We start from the raw sequence: 17,513 nt of genomic DNA on the forward strand, positions 1-17,513 counted from the left end.
ATGGTAGAGTCTTATAGTAAAAACGCCAATCATAACATGCGTCGTCCCGTTGTCAAGGAAGAAATCGTAGAGTTCATGCGCCAGCGTCAAAAGCAGGTGACAGGTTCCTTGAAAGAATTGGAAACCTTCGCTCGTAAGGAAAATATTCCCATTATTCCTCATGAAACAGTCGCATATTTCCGTTTTCTCATGGAAAGTCTGCAGCCCAAGAACATTTTGGAGATTGGAACGGCAATTGGCTTTTCTGCCCTCCTGATGGCGGAACATGCACCAAATGCTAAGATTACAACCATTGACCGCAATCCTGAGATGATAGGCTTTGCCAAGGAAAACTTTGCCCAGTTTGACAGTCGCAAACAAATCACCCTCCTAGAGGGAGACGCAGTCGATGTCTTGTTAACCTTGACTGAAACATATGACTTTGTCTTTATGGATTCAGCCAAGTCCAAGTACATCGTCTTTCTACCAGAAATCCTTAAACACTTGGAAGTTGGTGGAGTAGTGGTTTTGGATGATATTTTCCAAGGAGGCGATGTTGCCAAGGACATCATGGAAGTCCGTCGGGGTCAACGCACCATTTACCGTGGTTTGCAAAGACTGTTCGACGCAACGTTAGACAATCCAGATTTAACAGCGACTTTAGTTCCACTTGGAGACGGTATTCTTATGCTACGAAAGAATGTGGAAAATGTAACTTTACCAGAAATGGAATAATATTAAAAATCGTATAATCCTTCTGTATCAAAAACAGGAGGATTTTTATGTCTCAAAACATCATCAATATTGGCTATGCACGCGTTTCAACCCACAAGCAAGATTTGGGCTTAGAGGTGCAAATCGATGCTCTCAAGCATTGTGACCAGCTTTTTATCGAGCGTGAATCTGGCTCAAATAATGCACGCTCAGAACTCGAAAAGGCTCTAAAATTGGCTCAAACGCTTTCGAAAAAAGGAACGCAAGTCACTTTCACCATCTACAAGCTTGATAGGCTTACGCGCTCTATGTTTAAATTGCTAGAACTGATTGAACAATTTAATGATTCGGATATTCAGCTAGTCAGTTTGCATGAAAAGCTGGAAACCGATTCGCTCATTGGTAGGTTACTTTGTGTCATTTTAGGATTTGTGGCAGAAAGTGAGCTGGAAAACTTGCGATTTCGTACTCGTGAAGGGCTTCGTAAAGCTAAGGAAAAAGGTGTCAAACTGGGTGCTAAGCGAATTTCGAAAAAGAAGGAGGAGAGAATTATTGAGCAGTATTTGGCAGGTGGATTAAGCATAAGAAAAATTGCAAAAACAGAACAAATTTCGACCTCAACCATCTATAAAGTGTTGGAACGCAACGATGTGGCCAACAATCGAAAAAAAGTTTCGCAAAATTCTTGCTAAAAACAAGACAAAATGGTAGAATAAAGGCGTAAATTTGTGTCGATTAACGACCGTTTGGCGAAACATTCAAAATAACAATGTGAATATTTCAGAAAATACGAATTTAACAAGGTTTTGAGCCTGTGTTGGATTGGTATTTTTTGTTTTTTTAAGTGTATCGTTTAACGGTCTTTACGCGATACACCAAAACCCTTGTCGCTCAAGTGGTTGAGGTGAATTTTACGAAATACTAAAATCAAAAAATTAGGCTTTTTATAGTATTTGCGCACATTAAAAAGTAATTCTACATTCCTAAGGAGGAAATTATGAAAACGAATAAAGTGACCAAACTTGGTATTTCTTTGCTTTCTGTTGCAGCTCTTGGTGTTGTTGCGCCAGCTTTGACTGATGTGCCTGTTTTAGGGGCTACTGTCGTAAAAGCTGAAGAACAACAGAGGTCAATTAATTTCCGTATCTCTTTTTATGACGCGGAGACAGGAGAAGAAATTGCTCCTGAAATGACGGGCACTATAAGACCTGGTGAATCCATTAATATACATAAAGAGATTAGCGGATATCAAATTGTCTCAAAGATCAGCTGGATGCCTAATTATGTCATAACCTATGATATGGTGAGTCTTTATTTCCACGGTGATCCAGATGGATACCACGGAATGTATCTGGATTATAGAAAATTAAATACAGATGTCAAACCTTCAGAGACTTCAAAACCAGAAGTAAAACCGGAAACTAAACCTTCTGATACGTCAAAACCAGAAGTAAAACCGGAAACTAAACCTTCTGATACGCCAAAACCAGAAGTAAAACCGGGACCAGCACCAAAAGATGAAGAAAAGCAGGAGCCCCTCAAATACCGCATCACTTATTATGATATTGAAACAAGAGAGATGCTTGGTCAAATGACGGGCGTGATAAATCCCGGGCAGACTATCAATATCTATAAAAAATTTAATGGACATGAGATAATCTCAAAGGATAGCTGGATGCCAAACTATGACATGACGTATGACATAGTTAATGAATACTTCTATGGCTCGGCAGACGGATACAATGATCTGCGCCTAGAATACAAGAAAGTAGAGGAGCCAACTCCGGAACCAGCGCCAACGCCAACTCCGATTCCGACTCCGAAACCAGCGCCAACGCCAACTCCGACTCCGGAACCAACGCCAACTCCGACTCCAGAACCAGAAGTAAAACCGGCACCTAAACCTTCTGATACTTCAAAACCAGAAGTTAAGCCAGAGCTTAAACCACAAACTAATTCGAATACTGCTCCAACAGCTCCTGTCAAACCTGTTGGGCAAACTTCAAACTCTAAAGCTGACAAACCTACGTCGAAAAAAGAAACTCCAGCTCTTCCAAACACGGGTGAACAAAGTTCTTCACTTTCTCTAGTAGGTCTTCTCCTAGCAAGTCTTGGCTTAGCAGGTCTAACTTACAAAGGACGTCACTAAAAAATTAACATACGATAAACAAGAACTTGAACTGTTGTTCAGGTTCTTTTTGGAATAAGAAAAAATGGAATCATTTAAAATTTAAAAGCTAGTATTTTTAGTCTTATTTAAGTTATCTGCTATAAAATATGGTATAATGATTGAGTTGGTCTAGAGAAATTTTTGACCGTTTTTAGAAAAAGGAGTAAACATGAAGAAAAAACTATTGGCAGGAGCCATTACCTTATTATCTGTAGCGACTTTGGCTGCTTGTTCAAAAAGTTCTGAAGGGGCTGACCTCATCAGCATGAAGGGTGATGTCGTCACTGAACACCAATTTTATGAACAAGTCAAAAACAATCCAACTGCGCAACAAGTCTTGCTTAATATGACCATCCAAAAAGTATTTGAAAAACAATATGGTTCAGAAGTGACTGACAAAGAGGTGGATGATGCCGTTGCTGAGGAACAAAAGAAATACGGCGATAGCTACAACAGCGTACTTCAACGTGCGGGTATGACTCCTGAGACTCGTAAAGCTCAAATTCGCACAAGTAAGTTGGTCGAATTGGCAGTTAAAAAAGCCGCAGAGAGTGAATTGACTGACGAAGCTTACCAAAAAGCTTTTGAGTCTTATACACCAGATGTAACAGCTCAGATCATCCGTATGGATAATGAAGACAAGGCAAAAGAAGTTCTTGAAAAAGCAAAAGCTGAAGGAGCGGATTTTGCCCAGTTGGCAAAAGACAACTCAAACGATGACAAGACAAAAGAAAATGGTGGCGAAATCACTTTTGACTCTGCATCAACAGAACTTCCAGAACAAGTCAAGAAGGCGGCCTTTGCCTTGGATGTGAATGGTGTCTCTGATGTCATCACAGCGACTGGAACACAAGCCTACAGTACCCAATACTACATTATTAAGCTAACCAAGAAAACAGAAAAATCATCAAACCTAGATGATTACAAAGAAAAATTGAAAACGGTCATCCTGGCTCAGAAACAAAACGATTCATCTTTCGTTCAGAGCGTTATCGGAAAAGAATTCCAAGCTGCAAATATTAAAGTGAAAGATCCTGTTTTCCAAAATATCTTTGCCCAATACGTTGGTGGTGCAGACTCAAACTCAAGCAGTAGCTCATCAGCAGAATAAAAAAGAAAATACAAACTTCGTCTTGAAGTTTGTATTTTTTAGTAATCAATTTTGTCCAAATAGCAAAATTCGAAGGATTGGAGGATAAGAGTTTTTTTCTTTCTGAAAAAATGGTATAATAGCAATCAAAACTAGAAAATAAAACGGAATTAGGAACAGTTTTCTCTGTTTCTATTAGAGTGGTGACATATGAAAATTAGTAAAAGGCACCTATTGAACTATTCCATTTTGATTCCTTACCTCCTTTTATCGATTTTGGGTCTAATTGTTGTTTACTCAACGACGAGTGCTACCTTGATCCAAGAAGGGAAAAGTGCTCTTCAGTTAGCTCGGAACCAAGGAATGTTTTGGGTAGTTAGTTTGGTTTTGATTGCCTTAATTTATAAACTGAAACTTGGTTTTTTAAGAAATGAACGCTTGATTTTTATCGTTATGTTTGTAGAGATGATTCTCCTAGCTTTGGCTCGGCTAATTGGAACACCAGTAAATGGTGCCTACGGTTGGATTTCTGTAGGACCTGTAACGATTCAGCCTGCAGAGTATCTTAAGATTATCATTATTTGGTACCTAGCCCATCGATTCTCAAAACAGCAAGATGAGATAGCTGTTTACGACTTCCAAGTCTTGACTCAGAATCAGTGGTTACCTCGAGCTTTTAACGACTGGCGTTTCGTTTTACTGGTTCTGATTGGTAGTTTGGGGATTTTCCCCGACTTGGGAAATGCGACCATCTTGGTTTTGGTGGCTCTCATCATGTATACGGTTAGTGGAATCGCCTATCGTTGGTTTTCGACTATTCTGACTCTCTTGGCGGGCAGTTCGATTTTGGTCTTGTCTGTCATTCGCTTTGTCGGGGTTGAAAAGTTTTCTCAAATTCCGGTATTTGGTTACGTTGCCAAACGTTTTAGTGCCTTCTTTAATCCCTTTAATGACTTGGCGGGTGCAGGACACCAGCTCGCAAATTCCTACTATGCAATGGTAAATGGTGGCTGGTTTGGACTTGGATTAGGAAATTCCATTGAGAAACGTGGTTATTTGCCAGAAGCGCATACGGATTTCGTCTTTTCAATCGTCATCGAGGAATTTGGATTTGTAGGAGCGGGTATGATTTTGGCACTTCTCTTCTTCTTGATTTTGAGAATCATTCTAGTCGGTATTCGAGCTAAGGATCCCTTTAACTCCATGGTTGCTATCGGTGTCGGAGGGATGATCCTTGTTCAGGTCTTTGTCAATATCGGTGGAATTTCCGGTTTGATTCCTTCTACAGGGGTAACCTTCCCCTTCCTTTCACAAGGGGGGAATAGTCTTCTGGTCTTATCTGTAGCCATTGCCTTTGTACTAAATATCGATGCCAGCGAAAAACGTGCCAAACTTATCAGAGAATATGAAGGTCAAACTTCTGTTACTCTATAAGGATTGAATGGAAAGGAAAGTTTATGTCACTTCAAAAATTAGAAAACTATAGCAATAAAGCAGTCGTCCAAGAAGAAGTCTTGATTTTGACTGAGCTGTTAGAAGACATCACTAAAAATATGCTTGCGCCAGAGACTTTTGATAAAATCATGCAGTTGAAGGACTTGTCTACAAGCGAAAACTATCAAGGACTCAATAAATTGGTGACCAGCCTTTCAAACGAGGAAATGATCTATATTTCTCGCTATTTCTCAATCCTTCCACTCTTGATCAATATCTCTGAAGATGTGGATTTGGCTTATGAAATCAATCACCAAAATAATGTAGACCAAGACTATCTAGGAAAACTGTCAACAACCATTAAGATGGTGGCTGAAAAAGAAAATGCGGCTGCAATTTTGGAGCAGCTGAATGTAGTTCCAGTTTTGACTGCCCACCCGACTCAAGTACAACGCAAGAGTATGCTGGACTTAACCAATCATATCCATACACTCTTACGGAAGTACCGTGATGTCAAACTCGGCTTGATCAACAAAGAAAAATGGCACACAGATCTCCGTCGTTACATTGAAATTATCATGCAAACGGATATGATTCGCGAGAAGAAATTGAAGGTAACCAACGAAATCACCAACGTGATGGAGTACTATCAGAGTTCTTTCTTGAATGCTGTTCCACGTTTGACGGCTGAGTATAAGAAACTAGCTAAGGAACAAGGTATCGAGCTCCAACATCCAAAACCGATTACCATGGGGATGTGGATCGGAGGAGACCGTGATGGAAATCCTTTCGTAACAGCGGAAACCCTCAACAAATCAGCCTTGACTCAGTGCGAAGTCATCATGAACTACTACGATGAGAAGATTTATAACCTTTATCGTGAATTTTCACTTTCAACCAGCATCGTGAATGTCAGTGACAAGGTTCGTGAGATGGCGCTGAAGTCTCAGGACAACTCGATTTATCGTGAAAAAGAACTCTATCGTCGTGCTCTCTTTGACATCCAAGCTAAGATGCAGGCAACCAAGGCTTATCTTATTGAAGACAAGGATCTTCAACCTAGATATGCCACTGCAGATGAATTCTACCAAGACTTGTTAGCCATCCGAGATTCTCTATTAGAGAACAAAGGTGAGTACCTGATTTCAGGAGAATTTGTCGAGTTGATGCAGGCGGTTGAAATCTTTGGCTTCTATCTTGCCTCTATCGACATGCGCCAAGATTCTAGTGTTCACGAAGCCTGTGTGGCAGAATTGCTAGCATCCGCAGGGATCAACGACCACTATAGCGATTTGTCTGAAGATGAAAAATGCGCCCTCCTCTTAAAAGAGTTGGAAGAAGATCCTCGTATCCTCTCAGCCACTCATGCTGAAAAGTCAGAACTACTTGAGAAAGAACTATCTATCTTTAAAGCCGCTCGCAAGTTGAAGGATAAATTAGGTGAAAACGTCATTCGTCAAACCATCATTTCTCACGCAACAAGTGTATCCGATATGCTCGAATTAGCCATTATGCTTAAGGAAGTCGGCTTGGTGGATGCTCAAAAAGCCCGCGTTCAGATTGTTCCCCTATTTGAAACGATTGAGGACTTGGATCACTCAGAAGAAACCATGAGAAGATATTTCTCTCTTCCTTTGGCTAAAAAATGGATTGCTTCAAAAGACAACTACCAAGAAATCATGCTTGGCTATTCTGATAGTAACAAGGACGGTGGTTACCTGTCATCATGTTGGACCCTCTACAAGGCGCAACAACAACTAACTGCTATCGGTGATGAATTTGGCGTTAAAGTTACCTTCTTCCACGGTCGTGGTGGTACCGTGGGTCGTGGTGGTGGCCCAACTTATGAAGCTATCACATCCCAACCACTCAAGTCTATCAAAGACCGCATCCGTCTGACTGAGCAGGGAGAAGTGATTGGAAACAAATACGGTAACAAAGACGCTGCTTATTATAACCTTGAAATGTTGGTTTCTGCAGCCATTAACCGTATGATTACAAAGAAGAAGAGTGATACTAATACGTCAAATCGTTACGAAGCTATCATGGATCAAGTAGTGGACCGCAGCTACGATATCTACCGTGATTTGGTCTTTGGAAATGAACATTTCTATGATTATTTCTTTGAATCAAGTCCAATCAAGGCTATTTCAAGCTTCAATATCGGTTCGCGTCCAGCAGCTCGTAAGACCATCACTGAAATCGGCGGTTTGCGTGCTATTCCTTGGGTCTTCTCATGGTCACAAAGCCGTGTCATGTTCCCTGGCTGGTATGGCGTAGGTTCAAGCTTCAAAGAATTTATTGATCAAGATCCTGATAATATTGAGATCCTCCGTGACATGTACCAAAACTGGCCTTTCTTTCAATCTCTGCTCTCTAATGTGGACATGGTCTTATCTAAGTCTAACATGAACATTGCCTTCGAATATGCCAAGCTCTGTGAAGATGAAGAAGTGCAGGCTATCTACTACACTATTTTAGATGAATGGCAGTTGACTAAGGACGTTATTTTAGCTATCGAAGGTTATGACGAACTCTTGGCAGAAAACTCTTACCTAAAAGACAGTCTAAACTATCGTATGCCTTACTTTAATATCCTTAACTACATCCAGTTGGAGTTGATCAAACGTCAACGTCGCGGCGAATTGTCGGCAGACGAAGAAAGATTGATTCATACAACCATTAACGGAATTGCAACAGGTTTGCGTAATTCAGGCTGATATTCTACAAACTTCCTCTTTTATAAAGGGGAAGTTTTTGAATTGTTTAAAAAATTCTAAAAATAAGCTTGACAAGTAGTTGAAAAATGATATAATTTAAACATTCAGAAAGTAATCATGCTCATTTTTTAGAGAGTCTGTGGTTGGTGAAAGCAGATAGATGAAATTGATGAAATTGGGCTGAATGTACTTAAGAATTTGAAATCATAAAAATTCGGTGAGCACACCTTACAGTGCAACTCGTTATTGCGAGAAAGAGCGATAGGGATATTCCCTATAATTGAGGTGGCACCGCGCATCGACGTCCTCACACAAGTTTTTTGTGTGAGGACTTTTTCTATGGGGAGGAAAGACTATGAAATTTAAACGATGGCGTCGCTTGATGATGTGATTTAAAAAGTTAAGGTAAAAGAATTAAGGAGAAAGAAAAATGAAAAATAAACGTTTGATTGGAATTGTCGCTGGATTAGCAGTATTGGTAGTGGCTAGCTTGATTTATTCATCAATGAACAAGCCAGCAGCTAAGGAAGAGCAAAAGGTTGCTAAGGTTGGTGTCCTTCAATTTGTTAGTCACCCATCCTTGGACTTGATTTACCAAGGGATTCAAGATGGACTAGCTGAAGAAGGCTATAAGGACGATCAAGTAAAAATCGACTTTATGAACTCTGAAGGTGATCAGAGCAAGGTTGCAACCATGAGTAAACAATTGGTGGCAAATGGAAATGACGTCGTTGTTGGGATTGCGACTCCAGCGGCTCAAGGACTCGCAAGTGCTACAAAAGACCTACCAGTTATCATGGCTGCTATTACAGACCCAATCGGTGCTAACTTGGTCAAAGATTTGAAAAAACCAGGTGGCAACATCACAGGGGTATCAGACCACAACCCTGCTGAACAACAAGTAGAGTTGATAAAAACTCTCACACCAAATGTCAAAACAATCGGAGCTCTTTACTCAAGTAGCGAAGATAACTCAAAAACACAGGTAGAAGAATTCAAGGCTTATGCTGAAAAAGCTGGTTTAACAGTCGAGACCTTTGCAGTTCCATCAACAAATGAAATTGCTTCAACAGTCAATGTCATGACAAGCAAGGTCGATGCAATCTGGGTTCCAATTGACAACACCATTGCATCCGCATTCTCAACAGTTGTTTCAAGCAACCAAACAGCTAAAAAGCCAATCTACCCAAGTGCCACTGCCATGGTAGAAGCAGGTGGATTAGCATCTGTAGTAGTTGACCAACACGATCTTGGAGTGGCTACTGGTAAGATGATTGCCAAAGTTTTGAAAGGTGAAAAACCAGCTGATACGCCAGTTAATGTCTTTTCAACTGGTAAGTCAGTGATTAATAAAAAACTAGCGCAGGAACTTGGTATCACCATTCCTGAGTCCGTTCTAAAAGAAGCAGGACAAGTGATTGAATAAAGATAAAGGAGGAGCTGGGCACATCTCCTCCCATTTTTACTAAAGAAAGAAATGAGTGAAAGATTATGATAGTATCCATTATTTCTCAGGGGATGGTCTGGGCGATTCTAGGTTTGGGAATCTTTATGACTTTTCGAATTTTGAATTTTCCAGATATGACTACTGAAGGTTCTTTTCCTCTAGGGGGAGCAGTAGCTGTAACCTTGATAACACAGGGAGTCAATCCATTCTTAGCGACCTTAGCTGCAGTAGGAGCGGGCTGTCTAGCTGGAATGGCGACGGGACTCTTATATACCAAAGGAAAAATCCCAACCCTCTTATCAGGGATTCTGGTCATGACTTCCTGCCATTCCATCATGCTCATGATTATGGGGCGTGCCAATCTGGGGCTTCTTGGAACTAAACAAATACAGGATGTCTTGCCTTTCGATTCAGATCTTAACCAACTCCTGACTGGATTAATCTTTGTAGCTCTTGTTATTGGCCTTATGCTCTTTTTCCTTGATACCAAACTAGGTCAGGCCTACATCGCTACAGGTGACAATCCCGATATGGCTCGTAGCTTTGGTATCAATACGGGTCGTATGGAACTTATGGGTTTGGTTCTCTCAAATGGGATTATCGCGCTTGCAGGAGCCTTAATTGCTCAACAAGAAGGATACGCGGATGTTTCTCGAGGAATTGGCGTGATTGTCGTAGGGCTTGCTAGCTTGATTATTGGTGAGGTTTTGTTCAAGAGTTTGACTTTGGCAGAGCGACTCATGACCATCGTTGTAGGGTCTATTGCTTATCAGTTCCTCGTTTGGGGAGTGATTGCTCTTGGGTTTAATACAAGTTATCTTCGTTTGTACAGCGCCTTGATTTTGGCAGTTTGCCTCATGATTCCAACCTTCAAAAGCAAATACCTGAAAGGAGTCAAGTTTAGCAGATGACAGCAATTGTAGAATTAAAAAATGCCACCAAAGTCATCACGAATGGCTTTGACGAGGAAAAAATCATTCTGAATGATGTTTCTCTTGAAATTTTTGAACATGATTTCATTACTATCCTAGGTGGAAATGGAGCAGGGAAGTCAACGCTTTTTAACACTATTGCAGGTACCTTGCCCTTAACAAGTGGAAGTATCCGTATCATGGGCGAGGATGTGACGCATTTTTCACCTGAAAAGCGGGCTAAGTACTTGTCTCGTGTTTTTCAGGATCCTAAGATGGGTACGGCTCCCCGTATGACGGTGGCGGAAAATCTCTTAATTGCCAAGTTTCGTGGTGAGAAGAGAGGACTCCTGCCTAGAAGGCTATCAAGTCATCGGGAAGAGTTTCAGGCTACCATTGAAAAAGTGGGAAATGGGCTTGAGAAACATCTAGATACTCCGATTGAGTTTCTATCAGGTGGTCAACGCCAGGCCTTGAGTCTCTTGATGGCAACCTTGAAGCGACCAGAGTTGCTCTTGTTGGATGAACACACAGCAGCTCTTGACCCAAAAACAAGTGTTGCCTTGATGGAGTTAACAGATGACTTTGTCAGCAAGGATCATCTAACAGCCTTGATGATTACCCACCATATGGAGGATGCACTGAAGTATGGAAATCGTCTGATAGTCATGAAGGAAGGTCGTATTATCCAAGACCTCAATAAAGAAGAAAAAGCTAAGATGAAAATCTCAGACTACTATCAATTATTTGAATAGGTGAGTTAAATAATCATCAAAAAATAGTGAAAATTAACTTAGAAACATGAAAGTGTTTCTGAGTTTTTTATCTCCTCTTTCTATCTGGAAAAATAAGGCAAAGAGAATTACGGAAAGCGTATGAAATGGTTTACTTTTTTTCAGAAATAAGCTATACTAGTTTACGTGAAACTATGATAAGATGGAGGTATTGTGTATGGTTGACAAGCAAGTCATTGAAGAAATCAAAAACAATGCCAACATTGTGGAAGTCATAGGTGATGTGATTTCTTTACAGAAGGCTGGACGGAACTATTTAGGGCTCTGTCCTTTTCATGGTGAAAAGACCCCCTCTTTCAACGTTGTGGAAGACAAGCAGTTTTATCACTGTTTTGGATGTGGGCGTTCAGGAGATGTCTTTAAGTTTATCGAAGAATACCAAGGCGTGTCCTTTATGGAAGCCGTTCAGCTCTTAGGAGAGCGCGTCGGTATTCAACTGGCTATGCCTGTCCAGTCTCGTCCTCAACAAGCTTCCCCCCATCAAGCTCTATATGATATGCATGAAGAAGCTGCACGCTTTTACCATGCCATCCTCATGACGACAAAGATGGGAGAAGAAGCAAGGGCTTATCTCTACAAACGCGGATTGACAGACGATGTTCTGAAGCACTTCCAGATTGGACTAGCTCCAGCAGAGAGAACCTATCTCTATCAACGTTTGGCTGACAAGTTTGAGGAAAAGGATTTATTGGATTCTGGCCTGTTTTACCTGTCAGATGGCAATCAGTTTTATGATACTTTTTTTGGACGGATCATCTTTCCTTTGACCAATGACAAGGGACAGGTCATTGCATTTTCAGGTCGTATCTGGCAAGAAACTGACAGTCAGACTGCCAAATATAAAAATAGTCGCTCGACTGCAATTTTTAACAAGAGTTACGAATTGTACCATTTGGACAAGGCAAAAAAGGGAACAGGTAAGATTACAGAGCTCTATCTGATGGAAGGCTTCATGGATGTGATCGCAGCCTACCGTGCTGGTATAGAAAATGCTGTAGCTTCCATGGGAACAGCCTTAAGCAAGGAGCATGTTGACCACCTCAAACGCTTTACCAAAAAAATTGTTCTCAGCTATGATGGCGACAAGGCAGGGCAGGCAGCAACAGCCAAGGCTCTAGAGGAGTTAAAAGACTTCTCAGTTGAGGTTGTTCGAGTACCTGATGCCATGGACCCAGATGAGTATTTGCAAAAGAATTCTGCTGAAGACCTGGCTTACCTTTTAACCAAGACTCGGATTAGTCCCATAGAGTTCTATATTCACCAACTCAAACCTGAGAATAGTGATAACTTGCAAGCGCAAATCGAATTCATTGAAAAGATTGCGCCCTTAATCGCCAAAGAAAAGTCTATCACTGCCCAGAATTCTTATATCCACATTCTGGCGGATAACCTACCTTCCTTTGATTATCAGCAAGTAGAACAGATTGTAAATGAAAGTCGGATTGTTCAAAGGCAGGAGAGAGTCAAGGAGCATCCTACGCCAGTAGTGATTAGTTTGCCTGTGACGCGGCAACTGACAGCAGTTATGAGAGCAGAGGCTCATCTCCTTTATAGGATGGCTGAGAATCCAGTTGTTTTAAATGACTACCGATTAAGAGAAGATTTTTTCTTTGATACCCCAGAATTTCAAATTCTTTACGAATTATTAAGTGTAGAGGGAGAAATCGGATCAGAGGAACTGTCTCATCAGACTCCTGAGGTTGAAAATGCCTGGTACCATGTTCTTGGTCTAGATTTGCCAGCTGAGATGTCGCCTCAAGAACTTTCTGAAGTCGAAGAAACTCGTAACCGTGCCCTCCTCAGCAAGGACAATTTAAGGATTAAAAAGAAAGTGCAGGAGGCTAGTCATGTAGGAGATACAGACACAGCCTTGGAAGAATTGCAACGATTGATTTCCCAAAAGAGAAGAATGGAGTAATAATGGCAACAAAACAAAAAGAAGTAACCACATTTGATGTGCAAGTAGCGGACTTTATCCGTAACCACAAAAAAACAGGAACAGCAACAGATGATGAAATCAATTCAAGTCTGGTTATTCCTTTCACCCTCGATGCAGACGGCATTGAAGACCTTTTGCAACGGATTCAGGATGCTGGAATTTCTATCACAGACAACGAAGGAAATCCAAGCGCGCGTGTGCTTAGTGCAGAAGAAGAACCAGAACTCAGTGATGAGGACTTGATTGGCTCAACTTCTGCCAAGGTTAATGACCCAGTCCGTATGTATTTGAAGGAAATCGGGGTCGTTCCTCTCTTGACCAACGAAGAGGAAAAAGAATTGGCTCTAGCAGTTGAGGCTGGTGATATTGAAGCCAAACAACGTCTTGCAGAAGCCAACCTTCGTTTGGTGGTTTCGATTGCTAAGCGCTACGTAGGGCGTGGCATGCAGTTTCTGGATTTGATCCAAGAAGGAAACATGGGCTTGATGAAGGCTGTTGACAAGTTTGACTATTCAAAAGGATTTAAGTTTTCTACGTATGCAACTTGGTGGATTCGTCAGGCAATCACTCGTGCCATCGCTGACCAGGCCCGTACTATTCGTATCCCTGTCCACATGGTAGAAACCATTAACAAGCTTGTCCGTGAACAGCGTAATCTCCTTCAAGAATTGGGACAAGATCCAACTCCTGAACAAATCGCTGAGCGTATGGATATGACACCTGACAAGGTCCGTGAAATCCTAAAAATCGCTCAAGAACCAGTATCACTTGAAACACCGATCGGTGAAGAGGACGATAGCCATCTTGGGGACTTTATCGAAGACGAAGTGATTGAAAATCCAGTAGACTACACAACTCGTATCGTCTTGCGTGAGCAGTTGGATGAAGTCTTGGATACTCTTACAGACCGTGAAGAAAACGTCTTGCGCTTGCGTTTCGGACTAGATGATGGAAAAATGCGTACTCTTGAAGATGTTGGTAAAGTCTTTAACGTGACTCGTGAGCGTATCCGTCAGATTGAGGCCAAGGCTTTGAGAAAATTGCGCCAACCAAGTCGCAGCAAACCCCTTCGTGATTTTATTGAAGACTAAGAGTGAGGAATAACATGGCTTATACAGAAGAGCAAATTGAAACGATCAAAACACGCATTTTAAATGCTTTGGAAGAAGTCATCGACCCTGAGTTGGGGATTGATATTGTCAACCTAGGTTTGATTTATGAAATTCGTTTTGATGGTGAAACAGGTCACACTGAAATTGATATGACCTTGACAACTATGGGCTGCCCACTGGCTGACCTTTTGACAGACCAGATACATGATGCGATGACAGATGTGCCTGAGGTAACCAATACCGAAGTTAAATTGGTCTGGTATCCAGCTTGGACGGTTGAAAAAATGAGCCGATACGCGCGTATCGCCCTAGGAATTAAATAAAGACTAAGAAAAATGTGAGAGACGATTGGAAAATAGGATAATTTTATCCTTTTTCCAATCGTCTCTTCTTTCTTTTGCTGATTTTCTGGAAATAAAATGGTATAATGAAAGGTATGGAAAACGAAAAATTGCGTATTAATATGCTAAGTTCAAGTGAAAAAGTAGCTGGTCAAGGAGTGTCAGGAGCTTATCGAGAATTGGTTAGTCTCCTTCACCGCGATGCCAAAGACCAGTTGATTGTTACGGAGAATCTTCCTGTAGAGGCAGATGTAACTCATTTTCACACTATTGATTTCCCTTATTATTTATCTACTTTCCAAAAGAAACGCTCTGGGAGAAAAATTGGCTATGTGCATTTTTTGCCTGATACGCTTGAGGGGAGTTTGAAGATTCCATTTTTCCTAAAAGGAATTGTCAAACGCTATGTTTTTTCCTTTTACAACCGAATGGAACACTTGGTGGTGGTCAATCCCATGTTTATCGAGAATTTGGTGGCTGCTGGTATTCCGCGTGAAAAAGTAACTTATATTCCAAACTTTGTAAACAAAGAAAAATGGCATCCATTACCAGCTGAACAGGTTGCACAACTCCGAAAGGAAATGGATCTTGCGGAAGATCAGTTTGTCGTAATCGGTGCGGGTCAGGTTCAGAAACGTAAAGGGATTGATGACTTTATCCGTCTTGCTGAGGAATTGCCAGAAATTACCTTTATCTGGGCAGGTGGTTTTTCATTTGGTGGGATGACAGATGGTTATGAACGCTACAAGAAGATAATGGACAATCCACCCAAAAATCTTATTTTCCCTGGAATTGTGTCACCGGAACGGATGCGGGAGCTTTACGCTATGGCGGATCTATTCTTGCTACCAAGTTACAATGAATTATTCCCTATGACTATCTTAGAGGCCGCTAGTTGCGAGGCTCCTATTATGTTAAGAGATTTGGATTTGTATAAGGTTATTCTTGATGGGAATTATCGTGCTACAAGTGATGTTTCCGAGATGAGAGAAGCAATCCTAGAATACAAGAATGACCCTGAAGCCTTAAAGGACTTGAAAGAAAAAGCTCGCGAGATCTCCAAAGAGTACTCTGAGGAGCATTTGTTGGAAATCTGGTTAAAATTTTATCGAGAACAGGCTGCTTTGGGCAAAAAGTGAGGTAATTTATGCGAATTGGTTTATTTACAGATACCTATTTCCCTCAGGTTTCCGGGGTCGCGACTAGTATACGGACCTTGAAAACTGAGCTTGAAAAGCAGGGGCATGCAGTTTTTATCTTTACAACGACTGATAAAGACGTGAACCGATACGAGGATTGGCAAATTATTCGCATTCCGAGTGTCCCTTTCTTTGCATTTAAGGATCGACGATTTGCCTACCGAGGTTTTACAAAGGCGCTTGAAATTGCCAAGCAGTATCAACTCGATATCATTCATACCCAGACAGAATTTTCTCTTGGTTTGTTAGGGATTTGGATTGCGAGAGAATTGAAAATTCCAGTTATTCATACCTACCATACCCAGTATGAAGACTATGTGCATTACATTGCTAAGGGCATGCTAATTCGTCCGAGTATGGTAAAATATTTGGTGCGTGGCTTCCTTCATGATGTAGATGGTGTGATTTGCCCTAGTGAGATTGTTCGTGACCTTTTATCTAAATACAAAGTCAAGGTTGAAAAGCGTGTCATCCCAACTGGAATTGAGCTAGCTAAGTTTGAACGACCTGAGATCAAAGAGGAAAACTTGAAAGAACTTCGTTCGAAGTTAGGCATTCAGGAAGGCGAGAAAATATTGCTGAGTCTTTCTCGTATCTCCTATGAGAAGAATATCCAAGCAGTCCTAGATGCCTTTGTTGAGGTATTGAAAGAAGAAGATAAGGTGAAGTTGGTTGTTGCTGGAGATGGTCCTTATCTGGACAGTCTGAAGGAACAAGCAGTGAAATTGCAGATCCAAGATCATGTGATTTTTACTGGTATGATCGCCCCGAGTGAAACAGCCTTATACTATAAAGTGGCTGATTTCTTTATCTCTGCATCCACTAGTGAAACCCAAGGCCTGACTTATCTAGAGAGTCTAGCCAGTGGAACGCCTGTCATCGCTCATGGCAATCCTTATCTGGATAATCTGATCAGTGACAAAATGTTTGGAACCCTCTACTATGGAGAGCATGATCTTGCGGGTGCTATCTTGGAGGCCTTGATTGCCACTCCAGATATGGATGAGCAGAAGTTGGCTGATAAGTTGTATGAGATTTCGGCTGAGAATTTTGGGAAACGAGTTCATGAGTTTTATCTCGATGCGATGATTTCAAATAAATTTGAGCAGGAACTACGTGGCGACGAACCCATGACACAGCGATTCTTAAAAACTATTTTGTACCTACCTCAGCAGGCTGTTTCAGCTCCGGTTAAAGAGTCTAAACGAATATTAAAGGCTTCTAAAAAGCAGTTGTCTAGCATCCGAGATTACTGGAGAGATTAGTAAAAATATAGGAGAATAAAATATGGCAAAAAAATTTATGAGAAGTGGTAGAGATCAAAAAATTGGAGGCGTTTGCGCAGGTGTAGCCCACTATTTTGATATTGACCCTACTATTGTCCGTGTGATTTGGGGCGTTCTTGCCTTTTGTTATGGGGCAGGGGTACTTGCTTACTTGATTTTATGGGTAATTGCACCTGTTTCTAGCGAAGATTAAAAGAGAATCAGAATAGAACAAAGAGAAATAAAAAGGAGTCCAGATGGCTTTTGGAGATAATGGAAAACGTAAAAAAACAATGTTTGAAAAAGTAACGCTTTTTGTCGTGCTAATTATGTTGTTTGTAACCCTTGCTGGTATCTTTGCGACAGCGCTTGGAGCTTTTAGCAGATTCTAAGCAAGT

The 17,513-nt window shown here is 41.1% G+C and carries 16 protein-coding genes and 1 other annotated feature; all 16 genes read left to right on the plus strand.

Annotated elements, in window-relative coordinates:
• Entirely contained in the window at positions 1-714 is a 714-nt protein-coding gene (locus I6G42_RS06095) for an O-methyltransferase (RefSeq protein ID WP_068981916.1), read from the plus strand.
• A 47-nt stretch (positions 715-761) separates the two neighbouring features.
• Complete coding sequence (locus I6G42_RS06100; RefSeq protein ID WP_038805097.1) at positions 762-1,385, plus strand: recombinase family protein; 624 nt, start codon at positions 762-764, stop codon at positions 1,383-1,385.
• Between the two features lie 305 nt (positions 1,386-1,690).
• Positions 1,691-2,842: an LPXTG cell wall anchor domain-containing protein gene (locus tag I6G42_RS06105; protein ID WP_050562297.1), complete on the plus strand. Its 1,152-nt coding sequence runs from the start codon at positions 1,691-1,693 to the stop codon at positions 2,840-2,842.
• Positions 2,843-3,032: 190 nt separating this feature from the next.
• Positions 3,033-3,974 carry a peptidylprolyl isomerase PrsA gene (prsA, locus tag I6G42_RS06110; RefSeq protein WP_038805098.1) on the plus strand — a complete coding sequence of 314 codons (942 nt, stop codon included), beginning with the start codon at positions 3,033-3,035 and terminating at the stop codon, positions 3,972-3,974.
• A gap of 189 nt (positions 3,975-4,163) precedes the next feature.
• A complete protein-coding gene (ftsW, locus tag I6G42_RS06115) occupies positions 4,164-5,387 on the plus strand; it encodes a cell division peptidoglycan polymerase FtsW (protein ID WP_038805099.1) in 1,224 nt (407 codons plus the stop codon).
• A gap of 23 nt (positions 5,388-5,410) precedes the next feature.
• On the plus strand, positions 5,411-8,107 hold the full coding sequence (gene ppc / locus I6G42_RS06120; RefSeq protein ID WP_038805100.1) for a phosphoenolpyruvate carboxylase: 2,697 nt from the start codon (positions 5,411-5,413) through the stop codon (positions 8,105-8,107).
• Between the two features lie 96 nt (positions 8,108-8,203).
• Positions 8,204-8,419: a binding site (T-box leader), on the plus strand.
• Between the two features lie 118 nt (positions 8,420-8,537).
• Positions 8,538-9,533: a tryptophan ABC transporter substrate-binding protein gene (gene trpX / locus I6G42_RS06125; RefSeq protein WP_000792183.1), complete on the plus strand. Its 996-nt coding sequence runs from the start codon at positions 8,538-8,540 to the stop codon at positions 9,531-9,533.
• Positions 9,534-9,598: 65 nt separating this feature from the next.
• Positions 9,599-10,465 carry an ABC transporter permease gene (locus tag I6G42_RS06130; protein WP_038805101.1) on the plus strand — a complete coding sequence of 289 codons (867 nt, stop codon included), beginning with the start codon at positions 9,599-9,601 and terminating at the stop codon, positions 10,463-10,465.
• Positions 10,462-11,220, plus strand: coding sequence for an ABC transporter ATP-binding protein (locus tag I6G42_RS06135; protein ID WP_000125419.1), 759 nt, complete (start codon positions 10,462-10,464; stop codon positions 11,218-11,220). The genes I6G42_RS06130 and I6G42_RS06135 overlap by 4 nt, the downstream gene beginning before the upstream one ends.
• Before the next feature lie 196 nt (positions 11,221-11,416).
• Entirely contained in the window at positions 11,417-13,177 is a 1,761-nt protein-coding gene (gene dnaG / locus I6G42_RS06140) for a DNA primase (RefSeq protein ID WP_038805102.1), read from the plus strand.
• Between the two features lie 2 nt (positions 13,178-13,179).
• Positions 13,180-14,289 carry an RNA polymerase sigma factor RpoD gene (gene rpoD / locus I6G42_RS06145; protein WP_000201892.1) on the plus strand — a complete coding sequence of 370 codons (1,110 nt, stop codon included), beginning with the start codon at positions 13,180-13,182 and terminating at the stop codon, positions 14,287-14,289.
• 14 nt (positions 14,290-14,303) lie between these two features.
• On the plus strand, positions 14,304-14,633 hold the full coding sequence (locus tag I6G42_RS06150) for a metal-sulfur cluster assembly factor (protein ID WP_000331930.1): 330 nt from the start codon (positions 14,304-14,306) through the stop codon (positions 14,631-14,633).
• Positions 14,634-14,746: 113 nt separating this feature from the next.
• The gene (locus tag I6G42_RS06155; protein WP_008276348.1) at positions 14,747-15,790 is read left to right on the plus strand and encodes a glycosyltransferase family 4 protein; all 1,044 of its coding nucleotides are present in this window, start codon (positions 14,747-14,749) and stop codon (positions 15,788-15,790) included.
• Positions 15,791-15,798: 8 nt separating this feature from the next.
• Positions 15,799-17,115, plus strand: a complete 1,317-nt coding sequence (locus I6G42_RS06160; RefSeq protein WP_038805103.1) for a glycosyltransferase family 4 protein — start codon at positions 15,799-15,801, stop codon at positions 17,113-17,115.
• Between the two features lie 22 nt (positions 17,116-17,137).
• Entirely contained in the window at positions 17,138-17,329 is a 192-nt protein-coding gene (locus tag I6G42_RS06165) for a PspC domain-containing protein (RefSeq protein ID WP_068981917.1), read from the plus strand.
• Positions 17,330-17,372: 43 nt separating this feature from the next.
• Positions 17,373-17,507 (plus strand): DUF4044 domain-containing protein, encoded by a 135-nt coding sequence (locus tag I6G42_RS06170; protein ID WP_000863854.1) that lies wholly within the window; start codon positions 17,373-17,375, stop codon positions 17,505-17,507.
• The last annotated feature ends 6 nt before the right edge of the window (positions 17,508-17,513 follow it).

This window comes from Streptococcus oralis, assembly GCF_016028255.1.
Taxonomy (GTDB): Bacteria; Bacillota; Bacilli; order Lactobacillales; family Streptococcaceae; genus Streptococcus; species Streptococcus oralis_AC.

Bases quoted from the DNA above. Each gene is read 5' to 3' on its own strand.
- I6G42_RS06095 (WP_068981916.1), top strand. From the start codon at position 1: ATGGTAGAGTCTTATAGTAAAAACGCCAATCATAACATGCGTCGTCCC.
- I6G42_RS06100 (WP_038805097.1), top strand. From the start codon at position 762: ATGTCTCAAAACATCATCAATATTGGCTATGCACGCGTTTCAACCCAC.
- I6G42_RS06105 (WP_050562297.1), top strand. From the start codon at position 1,691: ATGAAAACGAATAAAGTGACCAAACTTGGTATTTCTTTGCTTTCTGTT.
- prsA (WP_038805098.1), top strand. From the start codon at position 3,033: ATGAAGAAAAAACTATTGGCAGGAGCCATTACCTTATTATCTGTAGCG.
- ftsW (WP_038805099.1), top strand. From the start codon at position 4,164: ATGAAAATTAGTAAAAGGCACCTATTGAACTATTCCATTTTGATTCCT.
- ppc (WP_038805100.1), top strand. From the start codon at position 5,411: ATGTCACTTCAAAAATTAGAAAACTATAGCAATAAAGCAGTCGTCCAA.
- trpX (WP_000792183.1), top strand. From the start codon at position 8,538: ATGAAAAATAAACGTTTGATTGGAATTGTCGCTGGATTAGCAGTATTG.
- I6G42_RS06130 (WP_038805101.1), top strand. From the start codon at position 9,599: ATGATAGTATCCATTATTTCTCAGGGGATGGTCTGGGCGATTCTAGGT.
- I6G42_RS06135 (WP_000125419.1), top strand. From the start codon at position 10,462: ATGACAGCAATTGTAGAATTAAAAAATGCCACCAAAGTCATCACGAAT.
- dnaG (WP_038805102.1), top strand. From the start codon at position 11,417: ATGGTTGACAAGCAAGTCATTGAAGAAATCAAAAACAATGCCAACATT.
- rpoD (WP_000201892.1), top strand. From the start codon at position 13,180: ATGGCAACAAAACAAAAAGAAGTAACCACATTTGATGTGCAAGTAGCG.
- I6G42_RS06150 (WP_000331930.1), top strand. From the start codon at position 14,304: ATGGCTTATACAGAAGAGCAAATTGAAACGATCAAAACACGCATTTTA.
- I6G42_RS06155 (WP_008276348.1), top strand. From the start codon at position 14,747: ATGGAAAACGAAAAATTGCGTATTAATATGCTAAGTTCAAGTGAAAAA.
- I6G42_RS06160 (WP_038805103.1), top strand. From the start codon at position 15,799: ATGCGAATTGGTTTATTTACAGATACCTATTTCCCTCAGGTTTCCGGG.
- I6G42_RS06165 (WP_068981917.1), top strand. From the start codon at position 17,138: ATGGCAAAAAAATTTATGAGAAGTGGTAGAGATCAAAAAATTGGAGGC.
- I6G42_RS06170 (WP_000863854.1), top strand. From the start codon at position 17,373: ATGGCTTTTGGAGATAATGGAAAACGTAAAAAAACAATGTTTGAAAAA.